This is a genomic window from Micromonospora sp. WMMD1082, assembly GCF_029626175.1.
GTDB lineage: Bacteria > Actinomycetota > Actinomycetes > Mycobacteriales > Micromonosporaceae > Micromonospora.
The window spans coordinates 4,325,654-4,347,514 of sequence record NZ_JARUBM010000002.1; the positions used below are offsets into that span (position 1 = coordinate 4,325,654).

Consider the following 21,861-nt stretch of genomic DNA (forward strand, 5'->3'; position numbering starts at 1 on the left):
GGAAAAGAGGAAAATAAGCTATATGTCTGGATTTGCGCTGAGTGCGGGGTCTGCCGGCACAGTCCGGACGAGCAGGCTGGACCAGGCAGCCGAGCGTGCGAATATGGGCGGCGTGACCGCCGCCAGTGCCGCTCCTATTGTGCTTGTCCTCGGTGACGAGGAGCTGCTCGCCACGCGTGCGGTGACCGAAACCGTCGCCGCCGCCCGGGTCGCCGACCCCGACGCCGACGTGCGCGAGTATCAGGCCGGGCAGCTCACCGTCGGCGAGATCGATGAGATGCTCAGCCCGTCGCTGTTCGGCGGGCGCCGGGTCCTGGTGCTCCGGTCCGGCCAGGACGCCCGCAAGGACCTGGTCACCGCCCTGCTGGCGTACGCCAAGAACCCCGACCCGGACGTGCAGCTCGTCGTGGCGCACCTCGGGGCGGCGAAGGGCAGGGCATTCGCCGACGGGCTCAAGTCGGCCGGCGCCCGGGTCGTGCCGGTCGCCAAACTCAAGGGGCATCGGGACCGGGTGGCCTTCGTCCGCGACGAGATCCGCCGGGCCGGCGGGCGGTGCACGGACGACGCCGCCGAGGCGCTGATCGCGGCGGTCGGCAACGACCTGCGGGAACTCGCCGCGGCCTGTTCGCAGCTGATGGCCGACACCGACGGCCGGGTCGGCGCCGACACCGTGGCCCGCTACTACCGGGGTCGGGTGGAGGTGAGCGGCTTCACGGTGGCCGACGCCACGATGGTCGGTGACCTGCCGGGTGCCCTGGAGGCGTTGCGCTGGGCGCTGCACGTGGGCGTGGATCCGGTGCCGATCGCCGACGCCCTCGCCGACGGGATCCGTACGGTCGCCCGGGTCGCCTCGGCCGGCCGGGGCAGTTCCTACCAGCTCGCCAGCAGCCTGGGCATGCCACCGTGGAAGGTCGAACGGGCCCAACGGCAGGCCCGTGGCTGGACGCCCGACGGGCTGGTCCGCGCCATGCGCGCGGCGGCGGAGTGCAACGCGGCGGTCAAGGGCGGCTCGGACGACCGGGCGTACGCGCTGGAGAAGGCCGTCTTCTCGGTGGCCGCCGCGCGGCAGGGCGGCGCCAGGTGAGCGGAGCCCTCCGTGGCACGTGGGCCACGATCCCGGCCGACGAGGAGCGGTTCCGTCCGCTCTACGCCCGGGTGCTCGGGCTGCGTTTCGTCAACCCGGGCGGGGTGCTCTGCTTCATCTTCTTCGAGGGAACGATCGCGCTGGCGGCCCTGCTCGCGCTCGCCGAACTGGTGACGTGGTGGGCGGTGCTGGTCCTGCCCGCGGCGGTGGCCGTCATGGTCAAGCTCAACGATCTGGTGGCCGCCGTGGTGGTCCGCGCCGCCGCCGCCGTACCCGAGCAGGAACGTGACCGGTTCCGGCGGCAGATGGAGCCGGTGGTCGGGAAGGCCCGGGTGGACTGGCTGTGGCACAGCGTGCCCGGTGTGGTGGTGCGTGCCGAGCCGGTGGAGGACGAGCCTCCCGACGCGGCGCCACCGGCACCGCGGCCGATGTTGCCCGCCGCGGGCGAGCCCGATCAGGAAGCACCGGATCGGGGCGGGCAAGCGCCGCGCCGACCGGGCACCACCGAGCCGGGGTCCTGATCACACTCCCGCAGGGAGCGCCCGGGTGCCGGGACCTTGGGATCCCCGCGCGTCGGGCCGCCATCGGAGCCGCGACCCCGGGCGGGACGTGCTGAAGCCCCGAGGCATCGCCCCGGGGCTTCCGTCAGGCCTGAGGCGCCGGCTCAGGAGGCGAGCGACGCGACGCGCTTGGCGATCGCGGACTTGCGGTTCGCGGCCTGGTTGCCGTGGATGACGCCCTTGCTGGCCGCCTTGTCCAGCTTGCGCGAGGCGTCCTGCATGAGGGCGGTGGCCTTCTCGACGTCACCGGCCTCAGCGGCCTCGTGGAACTTGCGGATGGCGGTCTTCAGCGACGACTTGACCGACTTGTTACGCAGCCGGCGCTTCTCGTTCTGCCGGTTGCGCTTGATCTGGGACTTGATGTTCGCCACGCGACAGCCTCGTCTTGATAGCTCGGGTTGGTCAGCTTGCGCGCGACGAAGCATGCGTCATCGCTGCGCGAAGAGCCAGGTTACCAGGTCGGTCCGGACGGGCCAAAACGGCACCGGGACAGCGATCAGGTCCAGCCTCGTCGTCGCGCCAGCCAGCCGAGTGCCTGCTCGCCGGTCCATCGCTGGTGCGCCGGTAGGTGGATCGACGCGGTCGGCGGCGCGGACGTCGCGGCGGTGAGGTGGTAGCCGGCCAGCGCGGCCAGCGTCACGTCGAGGGCGTCCGGGGGCGCGTGCACGGTGGCCGGGTGCGTGGCGAAGAGGGGGTCGACGTCCAGCCCGCTGGCGTACCCGGTGATCAGCAGGTTGGCCAGGTCGAACCAGGCCGGCCCGTGGCAGAGCCACGGCCAGTCACAGAACCAGGCCGTGCCGGCCCGGTCGATCAGCACGTTGTCCACCCGCAGGTCGCCGTGGGTCAGCCCGGTCGCCTCGGTGGCGTAGCCGGGCAGGCGCGACTCCAGGGCGACCAGCTCGGCCAGCCGGCCCCGTGCCGGGGCGGGCAGCGGCGGCAGCGGTTCCCGGCCGGCGGCCACCTCGTCCCACCAGAGGATGTCGGCGCGGGCGAGATCGGCCAGCCGGGGCAGCCCGAGGGCGACCAGTTCGGCCGGCGGATCGGCGAGCGCGGCGGCGAGGTCGGCGTAGCCGGTGAGGGTGGCGGTCAGCTCGCCCGGATCCCAGGGCAGCCGGGGCGGGTGGCCGTCGACCGGGTCCAGGCAGAGCGCGTACCAGCCCGCCTCCCAGAGGGTCCAGCGCAGCCGGGGCACCGGCAGGCCGGCCGGCAGCCGGGCGAGGATCGCCGCCTCGCGGGCGTACCAGTCGACCAGATGCGGTTGCTCGGCGCGGGGCGCGGCCTTGACGAACGCGCTGCCCCCGTCGGCGGTGCGCAGCACCGCGGCGAAGCCCCGGGTGAAGCCGGCGCCGGCGGTGGCGGCGGCGACCACCGGTGCGCCGAGCCGGGCCGACAGCGCGGACCGTACCGTCCCCGGCAGCGTGTGCCACGGCGGCCGCTGGGCGGTCGCCTGGTACGGCACGGGTGGCGGGGACGGGATGCTCACCCGACCATGCTGCCCGGTCACCGGGGGCACGGCGATACCCGGCGCGGATCCGGGCACCCGGGGCGGTGTCTGCCAGACTGCCAGGCCATGAGGACCGACGACTTCTGGCAGTTGATCGACCGCGCCCGCAGCGGCGGGGGAGCGCCGGACGCCGTCGCGGCCCGGGCCGTCGTGCTGCTCGCCGCCCACGACACCGAGGAGATCGTCGGGTACGCCCACCACCAGCAACGGGTCCTCGCCGCGTCCTACCGGGTGGACCTCTGGGGCGCCGCGTACCTGATCAACGGGGGTGCCTCCGACGACGGCTTCGAGTACTTCCGTGGCTGGTTGATGACCCAGGGGCGGGCGGTCTTCGCCCGCGCGGTGGCCGACCCGGACTCGCTGGCCGAACTGCCCCAGGTGCGGGCCGCCTCGCTCAGCGGCGAGGAGTTCGAGTGCGAGTCCATGCTGGCCGTGCCGTGGGACGCGTACCGCAGGGCGACCGCGACCGACCTGCCGGCGGACCGCGAGGCGGCACCGGCACCGGACCTGAACGAGTTCTGGGACTTCGACGACCCCGACGAGGCCCGGCGCCGGCTGCCCCGGCTCGCCGCCCTCTTCGTGGAGCCGCCGCAGGAGTAAGGAGAGCGGGGTTCGCCCGCGCGGTGGCTGCCCGCCGGGGACGTGGGAGCATAGAGGGGGCCGGCGTGCGTCGGCCCGCTCACGTCAGCCGACCAGAACGGACCGCTGTGCCACCGACGCTCGATTCCGGCGCGAACGCTCCTGGTGCCACCGACCCGGCACGGATCAGGAACTTCTGCATCATCGCCCACATCGACCACGGGAAGTCGACCCTGGCCGACCGGATGTTGCAGCTCACCGGGGTGGTCGATCCGCGACAGATGCGCGCGCAGTATCTCGACCGGATGGACATCGAGCGCGAGCGTGGCATCACCATCAAGAGCCAGGCGGTCCGGATGCCGTGGACCATCCGGGAGGGCGATCGGGCCGGCGAACAGGCCGTGCTCAACATGATCGACACTCCCGGCCACGTCGACTTCACCTACGAGGTGTCCCGGTCGTTGGCCGCCTGCGAGGGCGCGATCCTGCTGGTCGACGCGGCCCAGGGCATCGAGGCGCAGACGCTGGCCAACCTGTATCTGGCGCTGGAGAACGACCTGCACGTGATCCCGGTGCTCAACAAGATCGATCTGCCGGCCGCGCAGCCGGAGAAGTACGCCGAGGAGCTGGCCCACCTGATCGGCGGCGACCCGGCGGACTGCATCCGGGTCTCCGGCAAGACCGGCGAGGGGGTGCCGTACCTGCTCGACGAGATCGTCCGGCAGTTCACCCCGCCGGTCGGCGACGCCGAGGCCCCGGCCCGCGCGATGATCTTCGACTCGGTCTACGACGTCTACCGGGGCGTGGTCACCTACGTCCGGGTGATCGACGGGCGGATCGGTGCCCGGGACCGGATCAAGATGATGTCCACCGCTGCGGTGCACGAGCTGCTGGAGATCGGGGTCATCTCGCCGGAGATGGTGAAGGCCGACGCGCTCGGCGTCGGCGAGGTCGGTTACCTGATCACCGGCGTGAAGGACGTGCGCCAGTCCCGGGTGGGTGACACGATCACCATCAACGGGCGGCCAGCGGCCGAGCCGCTCGGCGGCTACAAGGACCCGAAGCCGATGGTCTACTCCGGCCTGTACCCGATCGACGGGTCGGACTACCCGGCCCTGCGGGACGCGCTGGACAAGCTCAAGCTCAACGACGCCGCGCTGACCTACGAGCCGGAGACCTCCGGCGCGCTCGGCTTCGGGTTCCGCTGCGGCTTCCTCGGCCTGCTCCACCTGGAGATCATCCGGGAGCGGCTGGAGCGGGAGTTCAACCTGGACCTCATCTCGACCGCGCCCAACGTGGTGTACCGGGCGATCCAGGAGGACGGCGAGGAGGTCGTGGTCACCAACCCGAGCGAGTACCCGACCGGCAAGATCGCCGAGGTGTACGAGCCGGTGGTGCGGGCCACCGTGCTCACCCCGAACGACTACGTCGGTGCGGTGATGGAGCTGTGCCAGGGCCGCCGGGGCAGCCTGCTCGGCATGGACTACCTCTCCGCCGACCGGGTGGAGCTGCGCTACACGCTGCCCCTCGCCGAGATCATCTTCGACTTCTTCGACCAGCTGAAGAGCCGGACCAAGGGCTACGCCTCGCTGGACTACGAGCCCTCCGGCGAGCAGGCGTCCGAGCTGGTGAAGGTCGACATCCTGCTGCACGGCGAGCCGGTGGACGCGTTCAGCGCGATCGTGCACAAGGACAAGGCGTACGGCTACGGCACCACGATCGCCGCGAAGCTGCGCAACCTGATCCCGCGCCAGCAGTTCGAGGTGCCGATCCAGGCCGCCATCGGCAGCCGGGTCATCGCCCGGGAGACGATCCGCGCGATCCGTAAGGACGTGCTCGCCAAGTGCTACGGCGGTGACATCAGCCGCAAGCGCAAGCTGCTGGAGAAGCAGAAGGAGGGCAAGAAGCGGATGAAGATGGTGGGTCGGGTGGAGGTGCCACAGGAGGCCTTCATCGCCGCACTCTCCTCCGACTCCGGCGACGGGAAGCCGGCCGGAAAGAAGTAGCCCTGCCATCGGGTGCCGCGCGGCGACGTGCGGAAACCGGTGTGTCATCGACGGACGACATGATCGGCGATGCTCCGGTCGGTTTGGGGATTCGGCGCCGAGGGAATCTGATCGGCACGACAGAAACCCCCGCCGAATGACATCTTCTGGTTAAGGAGAGCCGCCATGGAGCTCACTGTCTGGGGCATCATCACCGCGCTGTTCGTCGGTCTGATCATCGGTGCGCTGGGCCGCCTCGTGGTCCCGGGTCGGCAGGACATGCCGATCTGGCTGCACATGATCATTGGTGTCGGCGCGGCGCTGCTCGGCACCGTGCTCGCCCGCGCGATGGGCATCGCCACGGTGACCGCCGGTATCGACTGGGCGGAACTGGCCGTCCAGGTGGCGCTGGCCGCGATCGCGGTCGCGCTGGTCGCCGGCGTCGGGAGTCGCCGACGCGGCGTCACCCATCGGTAACCGCACCTGCCCCGACGGGCGCCCGGCCACTCGGCCGGGCGCCCGTCACCGTCTGGTGGCCCGTTCGGCGGGTCCGGGGGGCTTTCGGATCCGGCGCGACCGGCCGGCCGGAATGGCCGGTTTGGGATCTTCACGGGTCGGGCATTAGGCGGTCACGACAGGAACGCCACAAAACGTGGAACGTCTTTTTGTAAAGGAGAGCGACCATGGAGCTCACCGTCTGGGGCATCATCACCGCGCTGATCGTCGGTCTGATCATCGGTGCGCTGGGCCGGTTGGTGGTGCCGGGGCGTCAGCCCATGCCGATCTGGTTGCACATGATCATCGGTGTCGGCGCCGCGCTGCTCGGCACGGTGATCGCCCGCGCGTCCGGCTTCGCCGAGACCGCCGGTATCGACTGGCGTGAACTGATGCTCCAGGTGCTGCTGGCCGCCATCGCGGTCGCGCTGGTCGCGGGTGTCGGGGGCCGCCGCCGAGGCGTCACGCACCGGTAACAGCTGAGTCTCGAAAGGCGCCCGACCGGCGAGGTCGGGCGCCTTTCGTGCGCGTACGCCCGGGTTTGCGGTCGGTGTCGCGGCCCGCGGCGGTCGGCGTCGCGGTACGTTCGGTCGCCGCCCACTGTTGTAAAGGAATTCTTCGTATTAGGGTGCGGTGCAGAAGGTTAATGCCAGGCGGTGGGAGGGAGAAGTGGCGTGAACAGGTGGAAACGGCTGGCCCCGGTCACCACCGTCGTGGCTGCGACCGCGATGGTGCTGGCCGGTTGTGGTGGCTCCGACGACGGCGCGGCCGACACCAGCAAGCTGACGGTCTGGATGATGGGCGAGGGCAGCGACGCGCAGACCGCGTTCCTCGACGCCGTGGAGACCGAGTTCCGGGTCAAGCACCCCGACACCGACGTGGTCGTGCAGTACATTCCGTGGCTCGACGCGCCGACGAAGTTCCAGGCCGCGCTCGCCGGCGGTGAGGGCCCGGACATCACCGAGCTGGGCAACACCGAGACCCAGGGCTGGGCCGCGCAGGAGGCACTCGCCGACATCACCGACCGGATGGGCGACTGGGCCGACGGCAAGGACATCCTGCCCGACCTGGTGCGCAACGCCCAGCTCGACGGCCGGCAGTACGGCGTGCCGTGGTACGCCGGCGTCCGGGGGATCTACTACCGCACCGACTGGTTCGCCGAGGCGGGCGTGCAGCCGCCGAAGACCTGGGACGACCTGGTCGCGGCGGCCAAGGCGGTGCAGGCCAGCAAGCCCGGGACGTACGGCATCGCGGTACCGGGCAACTCCGAGCTGCCGTTCTACTCCTTCCTCTGGGGTGCCGGAGGCGAGATCGCCACCCAGGAGGGTGACGCCTGGAAGTCCGGCCTGACCTCCCCGCAGGCGCAACAGGCGGTCAGGTTCTGGACCGACCTGGTGACCGTCCACAAGGTGGCCCCACCCGCCGCCGCCGGCTGGAACGAGATCGACGCGCGTACCCAGTTCGCCACCGGCAAGGCGGCGATGGCCTTCGCCGGCAGCTGGCAGCAGGGCGCCATCGCCAAGGACAACCCGGAGATCGAGAAGGCGTGGGGCACCTTCCCCATCCCCGGGCCCGACGGTCAGCCCGCGCCCGCCTTCGCCGGCGGCTCGGACGTCGCGATCTGGCAGGACAGCCAGCGCCAGGACCTTGCCTGGGACTACCTCACCGTGCTGCTGAACAAGAAGAACGCGCAGGAGTTCGCCGACAGCCTCGGCTTCTTCCCGGTCTACTCCGACCTGGTCGGCGGCAGCACGTACGCGGATGACAAGATCATGGCGGCGTTCGCGACCACCATGCAGAACACCAAACTCACGCCGCTCACCCCGAAGTGGGTGGAGGTCAGCCGGACCAAGACGGTGACCCAGGCGATGAACAGCTCGGTCATGAAGGGGCAGAAGACGGTCGAACAGGCCACCGCCGACGCGGCCGCGGAGATGGAAAGCATCCTCAACGCCAAGTGACCACGCTGACCGAGGTGCCGGAGGCGGCCGCCGCGCGGGAGACCCCCGCGCGGCGGCGTCGCCGGGTCGACCGGCTGCCGTACCTCCTGCTGCTGCCCTGTCTGGTGGTCATCGGGGTGCTGCTGCTCTGGCCGCTGGGCCAGGTGGTGGTGATGTCCTTCCACCGGCTGGACAACGTACGCCAGCTGCGCGGTGACCGGGAATGGCCGTGGGTCGGGCTGGGCAACTACGCCCAGATCCTCGGCGACCCCTTCTTCTGGCGGGTGCTGCGCAACACGGTGGTGTTCGCCGCGGCGAACGTGGCGCTGACGATGGTCCTCGGCACCCTGGTCGGGCTGCTGCTGCACCGGCTCGGCCGGAAGATGGCGGCGTTCGTGGCCAGCTGTGTGATGCTCGCCTGGGCCACCCCCGCGCTGACCGGCACCATCGTCTGGCGGTGGATCTTCGACGACACCAGCGGACTGGTCACCTGGGCGTTCAACGCCCTGCCGGACGGGCTCTCCCAGGCGCTCTTCGGCCGCACCGACTGGACCGGCTACGGCTGGTTCAACTCGCCGCTGTTGTTCTTCGCGATCCTCACCCTGGTGGTGGTCTGGCACTCGTTCCCGTTCGTGGCGGTGAGCGTGCTGGCCGGCCTCAAGAGCGTGCCGAGCGAGCTGCACGAGGCGGCCCGGGTCGACGGTGCCGGGCCGTGGCGGGTGTTCTGGCGGGTCACCGTCCCGCTGCTGCGGCCGGTCTTCGGCATCCTGGTGGTGCTCTCCACCATCTGGGACTTCAAGGTCTTCACCCAGTACTACGTGCTCGCCGGCGGCACTCACGACCGGCCGACGTTCATGCTCTCCGTCTACTCGTACGCCGAGGCGTTCTCGCCGCCGCCCAAGTACGGTCTCGGCTCCGCGATCGCGGTGATCCTCACCGTGATCCTGCTGATCGTCACTGGGGTGTACGTGCGCATGGTGCTCCGGCAGGAGGAGGACGCGTGACGGCAGGAGGACGCGTGACGGCTGGCCCGGCGGCAGGAGGGCGCGTGACGGTCGGCCCGGCGCGGGGCGGGCGGCGCGGCCGTACCGTCCGGCGCCTCGCGCTCAACGGCGCCGGCCTGCTGGTGGCGCTCTTCGCCGCCTTCCCGGTCTACTGGATGATCACCACCTCGCTGAAGCCGAGCGGGGAGATCTTCGCCAGCACTCCGCGACCGCTGCCGGCCGAGCCGACGCTCGCGCACTACCGGCAGATCCTCACCGGGAACCTGATCCCGGGGGTCACGTTCACCGACTTCTTCCTCAACAGCGCGCTGGTGGCGCTGGCCACGGTGCTGCTGAGCGGGCTGGTCGCCCTGCTGGCCGCCACCGCCGTGGCCCGGTTCCGGTTCACGCTGCGGACCAGCTTCCTGATCATGCTGCTGGTGGTGCAGATGATCCCGCTGGAGGCGCTGGTCATCCCGCTGTTCCTGATGATCCAGCGGATCGGCCTGTACAACACCCTGCCGAGCCTGATCCTGACCTATCTCGGCTTCTCGTTGCCGTTCGCGATCTGGATGCTGCGCGGCTTCGTCGCGGCGGTGCCCAAGGAGTTGGAGGAGGCCGCCGCCATCGACGGGGCCAGCCGGGCGCAGATCTTCCGCCGGATCCTGTTCCCGCTGGTGGCTCCGGGTCTGGTCGCGACGAGCATCTTCTCCTTCATCACCGCCTGGAACGAGCTGATCTTCGCGCTGACCTTCATCAACCGCCAGGACCGCTACACGCTGCCGGTGGCGATGACCTTCTTCTTCGGGCGCGACGACACCGCCTGGGGCCCGGTGATGGCCGCCTCCACGCTGTTCACCCTGCCGGTCATCGTCTTCTTCCTGCTGGTGCAGCGGCGGATGGTCTCCGGCCTGGTCGCCGGCGCCGTCAAGGGCTGAGCCGGCGCCGTTCGGGGCTGGGCCGGGCCGCGGAACTAGGATGAGATCATGACAGGCAGGGTGGCCTCGGTGAACGTCGGCATCGTGACCGAGGCCGAGTGGGCCGGCGACGCGAGCGGGCGCAGCGGGATAGACAAGCGACCGGCCGACGGTCCGGTGCTGGTGCGCACCGACGGGGTGGCCGGAGACTTCATCGGCGAGCGCGCCCACCACGGCGGCCCCGACAAGGCGGTCTACGCGTACGCCCAGGAGGACGCGGCCTGGTGGGAGGCCGAACTCGGGCGCACCATCCGCCCCGGCGGCTTCGGCGAGAATCTCACCACGTACGCGGTGGACGTGACCGGCGCGGTGATCGGCGAGCAGTGGGCCGTCGGCCAGGCCGTGCTCCAGGTGACCATGCCGCGTACGCCGTGTACCACGTTCGCCGGCTTCTGGGGCGTACCTGACCTGATCAAGAGGTTCACCGTGCGGGCGACACCCGGGGCGTACCTGCGGGTGCTGCGCGAGGGCGCGGTGGGCGCCGGTGACCCGATCGAGATCGCGCACCGGCCCGCGCACGGGGTGACCCTCGGCGAGGTGTTCCAGGCGCTGAACCTGAAGCCGCAGCTGCTGCCCCGGCTGCTCGATGCCGAGGACCTGCCCGGGTGGATCCGGGACAAGGCGCGCCGCCGGCTCGCCACCGTGACCGGCTGACCCGACCGCCGTCACCCCGACCGGCTGACGCGCCGCCGTCACCCCGACCGGCTGACGCGCCGCCGTCGCCCGGCGCGGATGCCGGCGAGTGTTAAGAAGGGCCCCCGGCACAACGCGAGGCGTTAACCGGGGGCCCCTTCCTTTACTGCTTCTTCTTAGCGCCGGGTCAGCGGAGCCAGGGGATGCTGCGGTCGAGCAGGCCGCGCTGCTTGAGTTCCTTGCGCAGCGGGATCTCGTCGTCGATGTAGCCGTCCCAGTTGATGCCCCAGTAGTTCGCGGTGTGGGTGCCCTCACCGAGAAGCTGGCGCTGCACCGGCGTGCGGTTGGCGTACCACTCGCCGTCCTTGTCGGGGTGCAACTCGTCCAGCGGCCGGATCCACCGGTAGGTGTAGCCGACGAAGAGCATCTTGCGGGTGATGGTCGACAGGTTGGTCGACCGGGAGTGCCACTGGCGGCGGTCGAAGATAAAGGCGTCGCCCGGGTTGGCGGTGATCTCGACGGTGCCCTCCGGGTCCGGGTTGTGCACGCTCAGATCCGTCGGCCGGGGCAGCGAGTTGCGCAGGTGGCTGCCCGGGATCACCTTGGTCGCGCCGCGACCGGTCTCCGACAGGTCGGAGAGCACGTAGGCGACCTTCAGCGAGAACATCGGCCGGGGCAGGTTCGGGTCCATCGTCTCCGGGTCGGAGTTCTGTCGGTACCCGTCCTGGTGCCAGCCCCAGTACGGCTTCTCCGGCTCCAGTGCGGGCGGAGTGACGTCGAGGTGGTTGTGGTGGGTGTAGATGTTCCACCCGGCGAGGCCCCACATGTAGGGGAACGCGATCGGGTGGGTGAGCAGCTCGCCGAAGAGCTCGTCGCGCTCGAGGAAGCCCAGCAGGTGCAGGGTGCCGTCCTTGGTGGTGTTGCCCTTGGCCTTCTCCTCGTCGTACACCCGGTCGACCGCGGCCTCGAGCGCGGCCCGGTGATCCTCCGTCAGGACGTTGCGCAGCAGGAGAAAGCCCTGCTCATGGAACTCCTTGCGATCGACGTCGCTGATCGGTTCGTAACCGGTCCGGTCGCCGTAGTCGAATGGCACGTCGTACCCCTCCCCAAGAGGTGAAACCATTTTTGGCACAGACCGCCGAGCGTAACGCGGGCATGCTCGGCCTGGGGGGCGCCCCATAGCGGTCCCGGACGGGCACGGCGACTGAGGGCGGCGGCGCGACTACTGCAAGCCACGCAGCGTGAGCCGTCGGGGCTTATTGGGCGGATAGTCCGATCTTGCGGTCACTGCGGGTAAGGAGATCGGGGCCGTTATGCATCCGCGAAGACCTCGGCGACGACCTCGACGGGCTTCGCCGCCCCGTCGCCGACCCGGCTCCACGAGCCACCCCGGTTGGTCCACTCGAGGTCGCCGAAGCGCACCCGCTTGACCCCGTGATCGTTGGCGTGCGAGACCAGCCAGTGCGCGTACCGCCAGCCGGCGCGCTGATCGGCGGCCGCCACCGTGAGGCCGGTCAGGCTCGCCGTGGTGGCCGCCGGGGTCAGCCCCCAGTCGAGGTTGAGCCCCTGGGTCAGCGCCGTGGCGGCGGCCTGGCCGCGCATCGCCGGATCCCCGCCGAAGGTGCAGACCACCGCGCCGGTGGCGTGACCCAGCAGGGCGCGGGTGAGCACCTCCGACTCGTCGGCCCACTTCTCGTACGCCTCCGGGAAGGCCGAGCGCTGCACCTTCTGCGCGGCGTCGGTGACCCGCATGTCCTCCCAGCCGCGCACCTTCTTCAGCGCGGCGTAGAACCTGTCGGCCGCGTACCGGGGATCGCGGATCTCGGTCGGGGTGCCCCAGCCCTGGCTCGGCCGCTGCTGGAACAGCCCCACCGAGTCGCGGTCGCCGCCGGCCAGGTTGCGCAGCCCGGACTCCTGGTACGCGGTGGCCAGCGCCACCACCACGGCCCGGTCGGGCAGGTCGTGCTGGATGCCGATGGCCGCGATCGTCGCCGCGTTGGCCATCTGGTGCGAATCGAGGGTGACCCTGCCGTCGGCCTGCACCGTGCAGCTGCGGCTGGCCAACGGCAGCCGGAGCCGCTCGCCGACCTGCCGCAGTCCGAGGACGATCCCGACCACGGCGATCAGCACGAGAACCACGAAACCGGCCACCACTGCCCGAGCCCGCACCACACCTCCCGCAATCAAGGTCCCCAAGCGTACGTCCCCCATCGGGGGAGTACGGGTCGTCTGACCGGTTCCATCCGCCGCGCGACGACCGCGCCGGGGAGGAGGTTCCCCGTACCGGCCGGCACTCACCTGTCGAGGTCGGCCACCCAGCGCGGCGGGCGCTTCTCGCGGAACGCGGTGACTCCCTCGATCCCGTCGGCGGACAGGAAGTAGCCGGTGGAGACGGCCGCCAGGTCCGCCAGGTCGGCGCGCAGGTCCCCAGGGTCCGTGCGGCGCAGCAGCTGTTTCGCGCCGGCCAGCGCCGCCGGGGCGCCGCGCACCAGCGAATCGCGGTAGCGCCGCACCGCCGCGTCCAGATCGTCGGCCGGCACCGCGGCGGTGACCAGGCCGATCTCGGCCGCCCGCCGGCCGTCGAAGGTGTCGCCGGTCAGGTACAGCTCGGCCGCCGCCCGGGGATGCAGCCGGGGCAGCACCGTCGCGGAGATCACCGCCGGGATCACCCCGATCCGTACCTCGGTGAAGGCGAACGTGGCCTCGGCCGCACAGACCGCCAGGTCGGCCGCCGCGATCAGGCCCAGCCCGCCGGCCCGGGCCGGGCCGGCGACCCTCGCGAGCACCGGCTTCGGGCACTCCCAGACCGCCGCGAGCACGTCACCCAGCATTCCGGCGGGCACCGTCCCACTGGCGTACGCCGCGGCCGTCTCCTTCAGATCGGCGCCGGAGCAGAAGACCGGGCCGGTGTGGTCGAGCACGATCACCCGGACCGTGTCGTCGGCGACCGCGGCGGCCAGCCCGGCGAGCAGTTCCGTCATCAGCGGCGTGGAGAGCGCGTTGCGGTTGTGCGGGCTGTCCAGGGTGAGCGTGGTCACCCCGGGGGCCGTGGCGACCCGCACGAGCGCGTCGGGAGAGGTCATGTGAGGGCACACTAGTGGCCATGCCCGGCGTCCTTCCAGCAGGCGAACCCGTCCCCGCCGACGGGTCGCTGCCCGCGACCGCCCGCGCGTCCGTCGGCGCCCGTGGCTTCGGGGTGTACGTGCACGTCCCCTTCTGCGCCAGCCGCTGCGGCTACTGCGACTTCAACACGTACACCGCGGACGAGCTGGGCGGCGGCGCGGGCCGGGACGGCTACGCCGACGCGGTGCTGGCCGAGCTGGCGCTCGCCGCCCGGGTGCTGGGCGAGGCCCCGCCGCACCGGGTGGACACGGTCTTCGTCGGCGGTGGCACCCCCACCCTGCTGCCCGCCGACGACCTGGCCCGGATCCTCGACGCCGTCGACCGGACCTGGGGGCTGGCCGCCGACGCGGAGGTGACCACCGAGGCCAACCCGGAGTCGGTGACCCCCACCTCGTTGAAGGAGTTGCGCGCGGCCGGGTACACCCGGATCTCGCTGGGCATGCAGTCGGCCGCGCCCGGGGTGCTCGCCGTCCTGGACCGCCGGCACCGCGCCGGCCGTGCCCCGGCCGCCGCGCGGGAGGCCCGGGACGCCGGGTTCGACCACGTCAACCTCGACCTGATCTACGGTACGCCGGGGGAGCGGGCCGAGGACTTCGCCGCCTCGCTCGATCAGGTCGTGGCCGCGGGCGTGGACCACGTCAGCGCGTACGCCCTGATCGTCGAGGACGGCACCCGGCTGGCCGCCCGGATGCGCCGTGGCGAGCTGCCGTATCCCGACGAGGACGTGGCCGCGGACCGCTACCTGGCCGCCGAGGCCGCCCTCGACGCCGCCGGTTTCTCCTGGTACGAGGTGTCCAACTGGGCCCGCACGCCGGCTGCCCGGTGCCGGCACAACCTGCTCTACTGGACCGGCGGGGACTGGTGGGGCCTCGGCCCGGGGGCGCACAGTCACGTCGGCGGGGTGCGCTGGTGGAACGTCAAACACCCCACGACGTACGCGCAACGCCTCGCCGCCGGCGAGTCACCCGGGCTGGCCCGGGAGGTGCTCGGCGACGACGAGACGTACATGGAGGACGTGATGCTCCGGCTGCGGCTCGACGCCGGGCTGCCGCTGGCGGTGCTGGACGCGGCCGGTCGGGCCGGCGCGGAGCGGGCCCTGGCCGGCGGGCTGCTGGCTCCCGACCCCTACGCGGGCGGCCGGGCGGTGCTCACCCTGCGCGGCCGGCTGCTGGCCGACGCGGTCGTCCGCGACCTGCTGCCCTGAACGGGCAGCAGGTCGGCGCGACTCACTTCACGAAGGTCGTGGACAACGGGTAGCGGTAGAACCCGCCCTCGTTGGCCTTCAGGCCGGCGATGAGCGCGAACACGATCTGGAGCACCACGACCGCGATGCTCGGGATGAAGAACAGGCACCAGCTGATGAAGAGCAACACGAAGGCGATGACCGACCAGAGAAGCTGGAAGTTCAGCGCGGCGAGGGCGTGCGCGCGTACGGCGGGGGACTGCTGGCCGCGCACCAGGTAGGCGATCAGCGGCGCGACGAAGCCCAGCGGACCGAAGCTGAGCAGCGCGCCGAGCCCACCGCCGAAGTGGGCGATCAGCGCCCAGGTCTTGTCCTCGTTGCTGGCGTAGCCGGCGGGCGGACCGTAGCCGCCGCCGGGCGGGCCGTAGCCGCCGCCGGGCGGCGGATAGCCACCGGGCGGGGGATAGCCGGCCTGGCCGGACGACCCGGACAGTGGGTTTGTGGGGTCGTCGCCGGATTCTGGGGGGCGAGGTGGTTCAGTCATGGAGATCACGGTAGGTGCCACCGGCAACGGCGCACCAGAGCGACACCGGCGAGTGTCCACCGCCGATCGGCTTGCCGACGGTGAGGTGTCTTGATCATCGCGTTGGCGGGGGCACCGACGTAGACTGGCACTCGCTACAGTCGAGTGCCAGAGTGTCTCTCTGGTGGCCGCGACGCTGAGTGCTGACCTGCGACAGGAGGTGGAGAGGATGGGTCTGGACGACCGCAAGCTCGCCGTGCTCCGGGCGATCGTCGAGGACTACGTCGCCACTCAGGAGCCGGTCGGCAGCAAGGCGCTGGTCGAGCGGCACCAGCTCGGTGTCTCGCCGGCCACCGTCCGTAACGACATGGCGGTGCTGGAGGAGGAGGGCTATCTCCGGCAGCCGCACACCAGCGCCGGGCGGGTGCCCACCGACCGTGGCTATCGGCTCTTCGTCGACCGGCTGAGCCGGGTCAAGCCGCTCAGTCCGGCCGAGCGCCGGGCGATCGAGCGCTTCCTGGCCGGCGCCGTCGATCTCGACGATGTGGTGCATCGCACCGTGCGGCTGCTGGCGCAGCTGACCCGGCAGGTCGCCGTGGTGCAGTATCCGAGCCTGGCCCGTTCCCGGGTGCGTCACCTGGAGCTGGTGCCGATCTCCACCACCCGGTTGATGCTCGTGATGATCGCCGACACCGGCCGGGTCGAGCAGCGGCTGGTCGAGCTGCCCGCGCCGATCCCGGCCGACGACGTCAACGACCTGCGCCGGCTGGTCAACGAGAAGCTGGTCGGTGTCCGCCTGTCGGACACCCCACCGCTGGTGCAGGTCCTCATCGAGGAGTCGGTGCCGCACCTGCGCCCGGCCATGACGACCCTGTCCACCGTGCTGCTGGAGACGCTGGTCGAGCGGCACGAGGAGCGGCTCGCGCTGGCCGGCACCGCCAACCTCACCCGGGGCGGGCTGCTCGACTTCCAGGGTTCGTTGCGCCCCGTCCTCGAAGCGCTCGAGGAGGAGGTCGTCCTGCTCAAGCTCATCGGCGAGGTGGAGGCGAGCACGCTGCGGGTGCGCATCGGCGACGAGAACGAGATCGACAATCTGCGGGCGGCCTCCGTGGTCAGCACCGGATACGGCCCGGGCGCGACCATCGTCGGGGGGATGGGCGTGCTGGGGCCGACCCGGATGGACTACCCCGGAACCATCGCCACGGTGAGGGCCGTGGCACGCTACGTGGGCGAGCTGCTGGCCCAGAACTGATCGGTCAGGGCCGAGGGGCAGGCTGCCGCCGCCCGACGGCGTAACGCGAGACGAACACGAGGACACGGAACGCAGTGGCCAGGGACTACTACGGCATTCTCGGTGTGAACCGGGGCGCCTCCGATGATGAGATCAAGCGCGCCTACCGCAAGCTGGCGCGCCAGTTCCATCCGGATGTGAATCCGGATCCGGAGGCACAGGAGAAGTTCAAGGACATCAACGCCGCGTACGAGGTCCTCTCGGACGATCGGAAACGGCAGATCGTCGACCTGGGCGGTGACCCGCTGGCGCCCGGCGGCGGTGGGCCGGGCGGTCCGGGTGGCCCGGGCGGGTCCGGCCCGTTCGTCGGCTTCCAGGACATCATGGACGCGTTCTTCGGCGGCGCCACCGGTGCCGGTCGGGGCCCGCGACCGCGTACCCGGCCCGGCGCCGACGCGATCCTGCGACTGGAACTGGACCTGCACGAGACCGCCTTCGGCGTCGAGGCGCCGATCACGGTCGACACGGCCGTGCTCTGCACCACCTGCTCGGGCGCCGGCACCGCCGCCGGCACCCACCTGGCCACCTGCGAGGCGTGCGGTGGCCGGGGCGAGGTGCAGTCGGTGCAGCGCACCTTCCTCGGCCAGGTGGTCTCCGCCCGGCCGTGCACGGTCTGCCAGGGCTACGGCACCACGATTCCGCACCCCTGCCCGACCTGCGCCGGCGACGGCCGGGTGCGCACCCGCCGCTCGCTGACCGTCAAGATCCCCGCCGGGGTGGAGGACGGCATGCGCATCCGCCTCGCCCAGCAGGGTGAGGTCGGGCCGGGTGGTGGCACCGCCGGGGACCTCTATGTGGAGATCCACGAACGGCCGCACGACGTCTTCTCCCGCAAGGGTGACGACCTGCACTGCCGGGTCACCGTGCCGATGACCGCCGCCGCGCTCGGCACCCGGCTGACCATCAAGGCACTGGACAGCGAGGAGCCGGTCGACGTCAAGCCGGGCACCCAGCCGGGCAGCACCCTGCGGCTGCGCGCCCGTGGCGTACCGCACCTGCGCGGCACCGGCCGGGGCGATCTCTACGTCCACCTGGACGTGCGGACCCCGACCAAGCTCGACGCCGAGCAGGAGCGGATGCTGCGCGAGTTCGCCAAGACCCGTGGCGAGGAGGTCGCCGAGCTCAGCAAGCAGGGCGGCTTCTTCTCCCGGATGCGCGACGCCTTCAACGGCCACGCCTGAGCGGGCGTACCGGCCAACGGCCCCGGCCCGGGCCGTTAGCCTGTCGATCGTGTCCGCTCCGCTGTTCCTGGTCGAGTCGTTGCCCACCGCCGACTCGATGGTGCTCGACGGCCCCGAGGGCCACCACGCCGCCACCGTGCAGCGGCTGCGGGTGGGCGAGGAACTCCTGCTCGCCGATGGTCGGGGCGGCACCGCCACCGCCGTGGTCACCGCCGTCGGTCGCGGCACCCTCGACCTCGCCGTCACCGAGCGGGGGTACGTCGACGCGGCGAATCCCCGGCTGGTGGTGGTCCAGGGCATCGCCAAGGGCGACCGGGGCGAGCTGGCCGTGCAGGCGATGACCGAGGTCGGGGTGGACGAGATCGTCCCCTGGGCGGCGAGTCGCTCGGTGGTGCAGTGGCGCGGTGACCGGGGCGTACGGGCCCGGGGCAAGTGGGTGGCCACCACCCGCGAGGCAGCGAAGCAGGCCCGCCGGGCGTGGCTACCGGTGGTGGCGGGCGCCCCGGACGAGTCCACCACGTCGGTGGCCCGCCGGATCGCGGGGGCGGCCGCCGGGTACGTCCTGCACGAGGAGGCGACCGACCGGCTGACCACCGTCGAGCTGCCCGACCGGGGCGAGATCGTGCTGGTGGTCGGCCCCGAGGGCGGCATCGCCCCGGCCGAGCTGTCGGCCTTCCAGGAGGCCGGCGCCCGCCCGGTCCGCCTCGGCCCCTCGGTGCTGCGTACCTCCACCGCCGGCGTGGCCGCCCTGGCGGCCCTCGCCACCCGCCTGCTGCGCTGGTGAGCGTCGGGGAGGCGGGGCCCTTCCTTACACTGCCACGGTGAGCACTCCTGACTGCCTCTTCTGCCGCATCGTCGCCGGGGAGATTCCGGCCACCGTGGTCCGCGAGACCCCCACCACGCTCGCCTTCCGTGACATCGGTCCGAAGGCGCCGGTGCACGTGCTGGTCATCCCCAAGGAGCACTACGCGGACGTGGCCACGCTGGCCCAGGGAGATCCGGTGCTGGCCGGCGAGGTGCTGGCCACGGCCGCCACGGTGGCCGAGGACGAGGGCCTGCTCGGCGACGGGTTCCGGCTGATGTTCAACACCGGGGCGTACGGCGGCCAGGAGGTCTTCCACGCGCACGCCCACCTGCTGGGGGGTGCCCCGCTCGGCCCGATGCTGGCCCGGAGCCTCGCGTGAGCACAGCCGCCGGCCATACCGGCGCCGCCGGTCACCTGGAGCGGCTGGTGCGGCAGGTGCAGGCGCAGGCCCGGGTACCGGCGGTCTCGGCGGCGGTGCACCGGGCCGATCGGCCACTGTGGACGTGCACAGTCGGCGGCACCGGCAACGACACGGCGCTGGACGAGCAGACCCGGTTCCGGATCGGGTCGGTGACCAAGACCTTCACCGCCGTGCTGACCCTGCAGTGCCGCGACGACGGCCTGCTCGACCTCGACGACCCGCTGGACCGGCATCTCGACCTGCCGGCGCACGGCGGGCTGACCGTACGCCGGCTGCTGTCGCACACGGCCGGCCTGCAACGGGAGCCGCACGGCGACGTCTGGGACACGCTGCGCGCACCGGACGCCGACCAGCTGATCGCCGAGCTGGACCGGGCCGAGCGGGTGCTGCCGCCGGCCCGCCGCTACCACTACTCCAACCTCGGGATGGCGCTGCTCGGCCGGCTGGTCGGGCAGGTGCGCGGCGGAACCTGGGCGGAGGTGCTCGCCGAGCGGGTGCTGACCCCGCTCGGGCTGACCGCCACCACGGTCACCCCGGGCCCGAGGGCGGCGACCGGGTTCCTCGTCGACGCGTACTCCGACGAGGCGCATCCGGAGCCGCCCACCGACTTCGGCGCGGTCGGCCCCGCCGCGCAGCTGTGGAGCACGGCGGCCGACATGGCCCGGTGGGCCGCCTTCCTGGCCGACCCGTCGGCGCTGGACGCGGCGGGCCGGGTGCTCTCCCCGGCGACCCTGGAGGAGATGCGCTGGCCCGTGACGCTCACCGACGAGACGGCGTGGGCCGGCGGGTTCGGCCTGGGCCTGATCCTGGTGCCGCAGGGGGAGCGGGTCATGCACGTGGGGCACGACGGCGCGATGCCCGGCTTCCTCGCCGGGGTGTACGGCCGGCGGGGTGGCGAGGGCACCCCGGCCGCGTTCGGCGCTACCGTGCTGGGCTCCTCGGGGACCGCGACGCAGCTGCTGGAGCTGCCGCATCGGCTGCTCGCCGCCGCCGTCGAGCACGATCCGGCCGACATCGACCCGTGGCGACCCGGCGAGCCGGCGCCGCCGACCGTGCGCGGGCTGCTCGGCCGCTGGTGGGGCGAGGGATTCGAGTACGTCTTCTGCTGGCACGACGGGGCCCTGCGCGCCCGCGGTGCCGGTGACCCGCCGGGTAAGCCTCCGTCGATCTTCGCGCCGGTGCCGCAGCGGCCGGACGTGTTCCGTACGGTCTCCGGCCGGGAGGCCGGTGAGCTGCTTCGGCTGACCCGGGACTCAGCCGGTGCGGTGGTCCGGATGCACTGGGCGACGTACCGGTTCACCCGGCACCAGGAGACCTTCGACCGCTATGACTTCCGCGCCTGAACCCGCAACCACCCGGGCGGATAACCCGTTTTGTCCGGTGGTGCGCGGCCGCCGTACCGACGGAAATGGGCAGCGTGCCCGCGCCGTTGACCCGATACGATGGGCGTAACGTCCGCACGCCGCGGCACCAGGCCCGGCAACGAGATCGAGAGCAGGTGGCGCAGGGCCCTCGGGCCCGACCTATGACCGGCACCCCACCTCCCGGCCCGCCCCGGGTGCAGACCAGGATCACGGTCCCCGACTCGAAGATCATGGTCAACCTGCTCGGCGCGGGTGACGAGATCCTGCGACTGGTCGAGCGCTCGGTGAACAGCGACGTGCACGTGCGGGGCAACGAGATCACCATCACCGGCGCTCCCGCGGACAACGCCCTCGCCGAGCGACTCTTCAGTGAGCTGCTCGAACTCATCGAGAAAGGCGAGACCCTGACCACAGACGCCGTCCGGCGTACCGTCGGCATGCTCGAGCAGGGCAGCACGGAGCGGCCCGCCGAGGTCCTGACGCTCAACATCCTCTCCCGGCGCGGGCGCACCATCCGCCCCAAGACGCTCGGGCAGAAGCGCTACGTCGACGCGATCGACGCGCACACCATCGTCTTCGGCATCGGCCCGGCCGGCACCGGCAAGACCTACCTGGCCATGGCCAAGGCGGTCCAGGCGCTGCAGGCCAAGCAGATCAACCGGATCATCCTGACCCGGCCGGCGGTCGAGGCGGGGGAGCGGCTGGGTTTCCTGCCCGGCACGCTCAACGAGAAGATCGACCCCTATCTGCGCCCGCTCTACGACGCGCTGCACGACATGCTCGACCCGGAGACGATCCCGAAGCTGATGGCGGCGGGCACGATCGAGGTCGCCCCCCTGGCGTACATGAGGGGCCGCACGTTGAATGACGCGTTCATCATTCTCGACGAGGCGCAGAACACCACGCCCGAGCAGATGAAGATGTTCCTCACCCGGCTCGGGTTCGGCTCCAAGATCGTGGTTACCGGCGACGTCACCCAGGTCGACCTGCCCGGCGGGACGACCAGCGGCCTGCGCGTCGTCCGGGAGATCCTGGAGGGCGTGGAGGACGTGCACTTCGCGCAGTTGTCCAGCGCCGACGTGGTCCGCCACCGACTGGTCGGGGAGATCGTCGACGCGTACGCGCGGTGGGACGCCGAGCGGGAGAACCAGCAGGCGCAGGGCGTGCACGCGGTGTCCGGGCGCAGCGCCCAGGGCAACCGCGCCGGCCGGCGCCGCTAGACCGGGGGAA

At 71.8% G+C, this 21,861-nt stretch carries 23 protein-coding genes; 17 read left to right on the forward strand and 6 right to left on the reverse strand.

Annotation, left to right across the window (positions count from 1 at the left end; all coding sequences use genetic code 11):
* Positions 1–103 precede the first annotated feature (103 nt).
* The gene (gene holA, locus O7615_RS19910; protein ID WP_278179232.1) at positions 104–1,084 is read left to right on the forward strand and encodes a DNA polymerase III subunit delta; all 981 of its coding nucleotides are present in this window, start codon (positions 104–106) and stop codon (positions 1,082–1,084) included.
* A complete protein-coding gene (locus tag O7615_RS19915) occupies positions 1,081–1,605 on the forward strand; it encodes a hypothetical protein (RefSeq protein ID WP_278179233.1) in 525 nt (174 codons plus the stop codon). Before holA ends, O7615_RS19915 begins: the two co-directional genes overlap by 4 nt.
* 143 nt (positions 1,606–1,748) lie before the next feature.
* Here O7615_RS19915 and rpsT read toward each other — a convergent pair whose 3' ends face one another.
* Entirely contained in the window at positions 1,749–2,015 is a 267-nt protein-coding gene (gene rpsT, locus O7615_RS19920) for a 30S ribosomal protein S20 (RefSeq protein WP_278179234.1), read from the reverse strand.
* Positions 2,016–2,140: 125 nt separating this feature from the next.
* Positions 2,141–3,127, reverse strand: a complete 987-nt coding sequence (locus O7615_RS19925) for a phosphotransferase (RefSeq protein WP_278179236.1) — start codon at positions 3,125–3,127, stop codon at positions 2,141–2,143.
* 87 nt (positions 3,128–3,214) lie between these two features.
* Between O7615_RS19925 and O7615_RS19930 the strand changes: the two genes are divergently transcribed.
* The 8 genes from O7615_RS19930 to O7615_RS19965 all read left to right on the forward strand — a co-directional run bounded on the left by O7615_RS19930 (position 3,215) and on the right by O7615_RS19965 (position 10,761).
* Positions 3,215–3,748, forward strand: a complete 534-nt coding sequence (locus O7615_RS19930; RefSeq protein ID WP_278179238.1) for a DUF4240 domain-containing protein — start codon at positions 3,215–3,217, stop codon at positions 3,746–3,748.
* 107 nt (positions 3,749–3,855) lie between these two features.
* Positions 3,856–5,733 (forward strand): translation elongation factor 4, encoded by a 1,878-nt coding sequence (gene lepA, locus O7615_RS19935; protein ID WP_278179239.1) that lies wholly within the window; start codon positions 3,856–3,858, stop codon positions 5,731–5,733.
* A gap of 165 nt (positions 5,734–5,898) precedes the next feature.
* On the forward strand, positions 5,899–6,189 hold the full coding sequence (locus O7615_RS19940; protein ID WP_278179240.1) for a GlsB/YeaQ/YmgE family stress response membrane protein: 291 nt from the start codon (positions 5,899–5,901) through the stop codon (positions 6,187–6,189).
* Positions 6,190–6,395: 206 nt separating this feature from the next.
* On the forward strand, positions 6,396–6,683 hold the full coding sequence (locus O7615_RS19945; RefSeq protein ID WP_278179242.1) for a GlsB/YeaQ/YmgE family stress response membrane protein: 288 nt from the start codon (positions 6,396–6,398) through the stop codon (positions 6,681–6,683).
* A 198-nt stretch (positions 6,684–6,881) separates the two neighbouring features.
* Positions 6,882–8,168 (forward strand): sugar ABC transporter substrate-binding protein, encoded by a 1,287-nt coding sequence (locus O7615_RS19950; RefSeq protein ID WP_278179243.1) that lies wholly within the window; start codon positions 6,882–6,884, stop codon positions 8,166–8,168.
* A complete protein-coding gene (locus tag O7615_RS19955; protein ID WP_278179244.1) occupies positions 8,165–9,151 on the forward strand; it encodes a sugar ABC transporter permease in 987 nt (328 codons plus the stop codon). Before O7615_RS19950 ends, O7615_RS19955 begins: the two co-directional genes overlap by 4 nt.
* A gap of 44 nt (positions 9,152–9,195) precedes the next feature.
* On the forward strand, positions 9,196–10,068 hold the full coding sequence (locus tag O7615_RS19960; protein WP_278179245.1) for a carbohydrate ABC transporter permease: 873 nt from the start codon (positions 9,196–9,198) through the stop codon (positions 10,066–10,068).
* 48 nt (positions 10,069–10,116) lie between these two features.
* Positions 10,117–10,761 carry an MOSC domain-containing protein gene (locus tag O7615_RS19965; RefSeq protein ID WP_278179246.1) on the forward strand — a complete coding sequence of 215 codons (645 nt, stop codon included), beginning with the start codon at positions 10,117–10,119 and terminating at the stop codon, positions 10,759–10,761.
* Positions 10,762–10,927: 166 nt separating this feature from the next.
* Here the strand turns inward: O7615_RS19965 and O7615_RS19970 are convergent, their stop codons facing one another.
* From O7615_RS19970 to O7615_RS19980, 3 genes are all read right to left on the reverse strand, one after another.
* Entirely contained in the window at positions 10,928–11,833 is a 906-nt protein-coding gene (locus O7615_RS19970) for a phytanoyl-CoA dioxygenase family protein (protein ID WP_278179247.1), read from the reverse strand.
* Positions 11,834–12,051: 218 nt separating this feature from the next.
* The gene (locus tag O7615_RS19975) at positions 12,052–12,909 is read right to left on the reverse strand and encodes a hypothetical protein (RefSeq protein ID WP_278179248.1); all 858 of its coding nucleotides are present in this window, start codon (positions 12,907–12,909) and stop codon (positions 12,052–12,054) included.
* A gap of 125 nt (positions 12,910–13,034) precedes the next feature.
* Entirely contained in the window at positions 13,035–13,823 is a 789-nt protein-coding gene (locus O7615_RS19980; RefSeq protein WP_278179249.1) for an enoyl-CoA hydratase-related protein, read from the reverse strand.
* A gap of 20 nt (positions 13,824–13,843) precedes the next feature.
* Here O7615_RS19980 and hemW point away from each other — a divergent pair, with 20 nt between their 5' ends.
* Entirely contained in the window at positions 13,844–15,067 is a 1,224-nt protein-coding gene (gene hemW, locus O7615_RS19985) for a radical SAM family heme chaperone HemW (protein ID WP_278179250.1), read from the forward strand.
* 22 nt (positions 15,068–15,089) lie between these two features.
* Here hemW and O7615_RS19990 read toward each other — a convergent pair whose 3' ends face one another.
* Positions 15,090–15,590 carry a DUF4870 domain-containing protein gene (locus O7615_RS19990; protein ID WP_278179251.1) on the reverse strand — a complete coding sequence of 167 codons (501 nt, stop codon included), beginning with the start codon at positions 15,588–15,590 and terminating at the stop codon, positions 15,090–15,092.
* A 208-nt stretch (positions 15,591–15,798) separates the two neighbouring features.
* Between O7615_RS19990 and hrcA the strand changes: the two genes are divergently transcribed.
* From hrcA to O7615_RS20020, 6 genes are all read left to right on the forward strand, one after another.
* Positions 15,799–16,821, forward strand: coding sequence for a heat-inducible transcriptional repressor HrcA (hrcA, locus tag O7615_RS19995; protein ID WP_278179252.1), 1,023 nt, complete (start codon positions 15,799–15,801; stop codon positions 16,819–16,821).
* A 74-nt stretch (positions 16,822–16,895) separates the two neighbouring features.
* The gene (gene dnaJ, locus O7615_RS20000; RefSeq protein ID WP_278179254.1) at positions 16,896–18,041 is read left to right on the forward strand and encodes a molecular chaperone DnaJ; all 1,146 of its coding nucleotides are present in this window, start codon (positions 16,896–16,898) and stop codon (positions 18,039–18,041) included.
* A gap of 49 nt (positions 18,042–18,090) precedes the next feature.
* Positions 18,091–18,825 carry a 16S rRNA (uracil(1498)-N(3))-methyltransferase gene (locus O7615_RS20005; protein WP_278179255.1) on the forward strand — a complete coding sequence of 245 codons (735 nt, stop codon included), beginning with the start codon at positions 18,091–18,093 and terminating at the stop codon, positions 18,823–18,825.
* A gap of 37 nt (positions 18,826–18,862) precedes the next feature.
* A complete protein-coding gene (locus tag O7615_RS20010; protein WP_278179256.1) occupies positions 18,863–19,225 on the forward strand; it encodes a histidine triad nucleotide-binding protein in 363 nt (120 codons plus the stop codon).
* A complete protein-coding gene (locus O7615_RS20015) occupies positions 19,222–20,610 on the forward strand; it encodes a serine hydrolase domain-containing protein (RefSeq protein ID WP_278179257.1) in 1,389 nt (462 codons plus the stop codon). The genes O7615_RS20010 and O7615_RS20015 overlap by 4 nt, the downstream gene beginning before the upstream one ends.
* A 182-nt stretch (positions 20,611–20,792) precedes the next feature.
* Positions 20,793–21,851 carry a PhoH family protein gene (locus O7615_RS20020; protein WP_278182157.1) on the forward strand — a complete coding sequence of 353 codons (1,059 nt, stop codon included), beginning with the start codon at positions 20,793–20,795 and terminating at the stop codon, positions 21,849–21,851.
* Positions 21,852–21,861 lie beyond the last annotated feature (10 nt).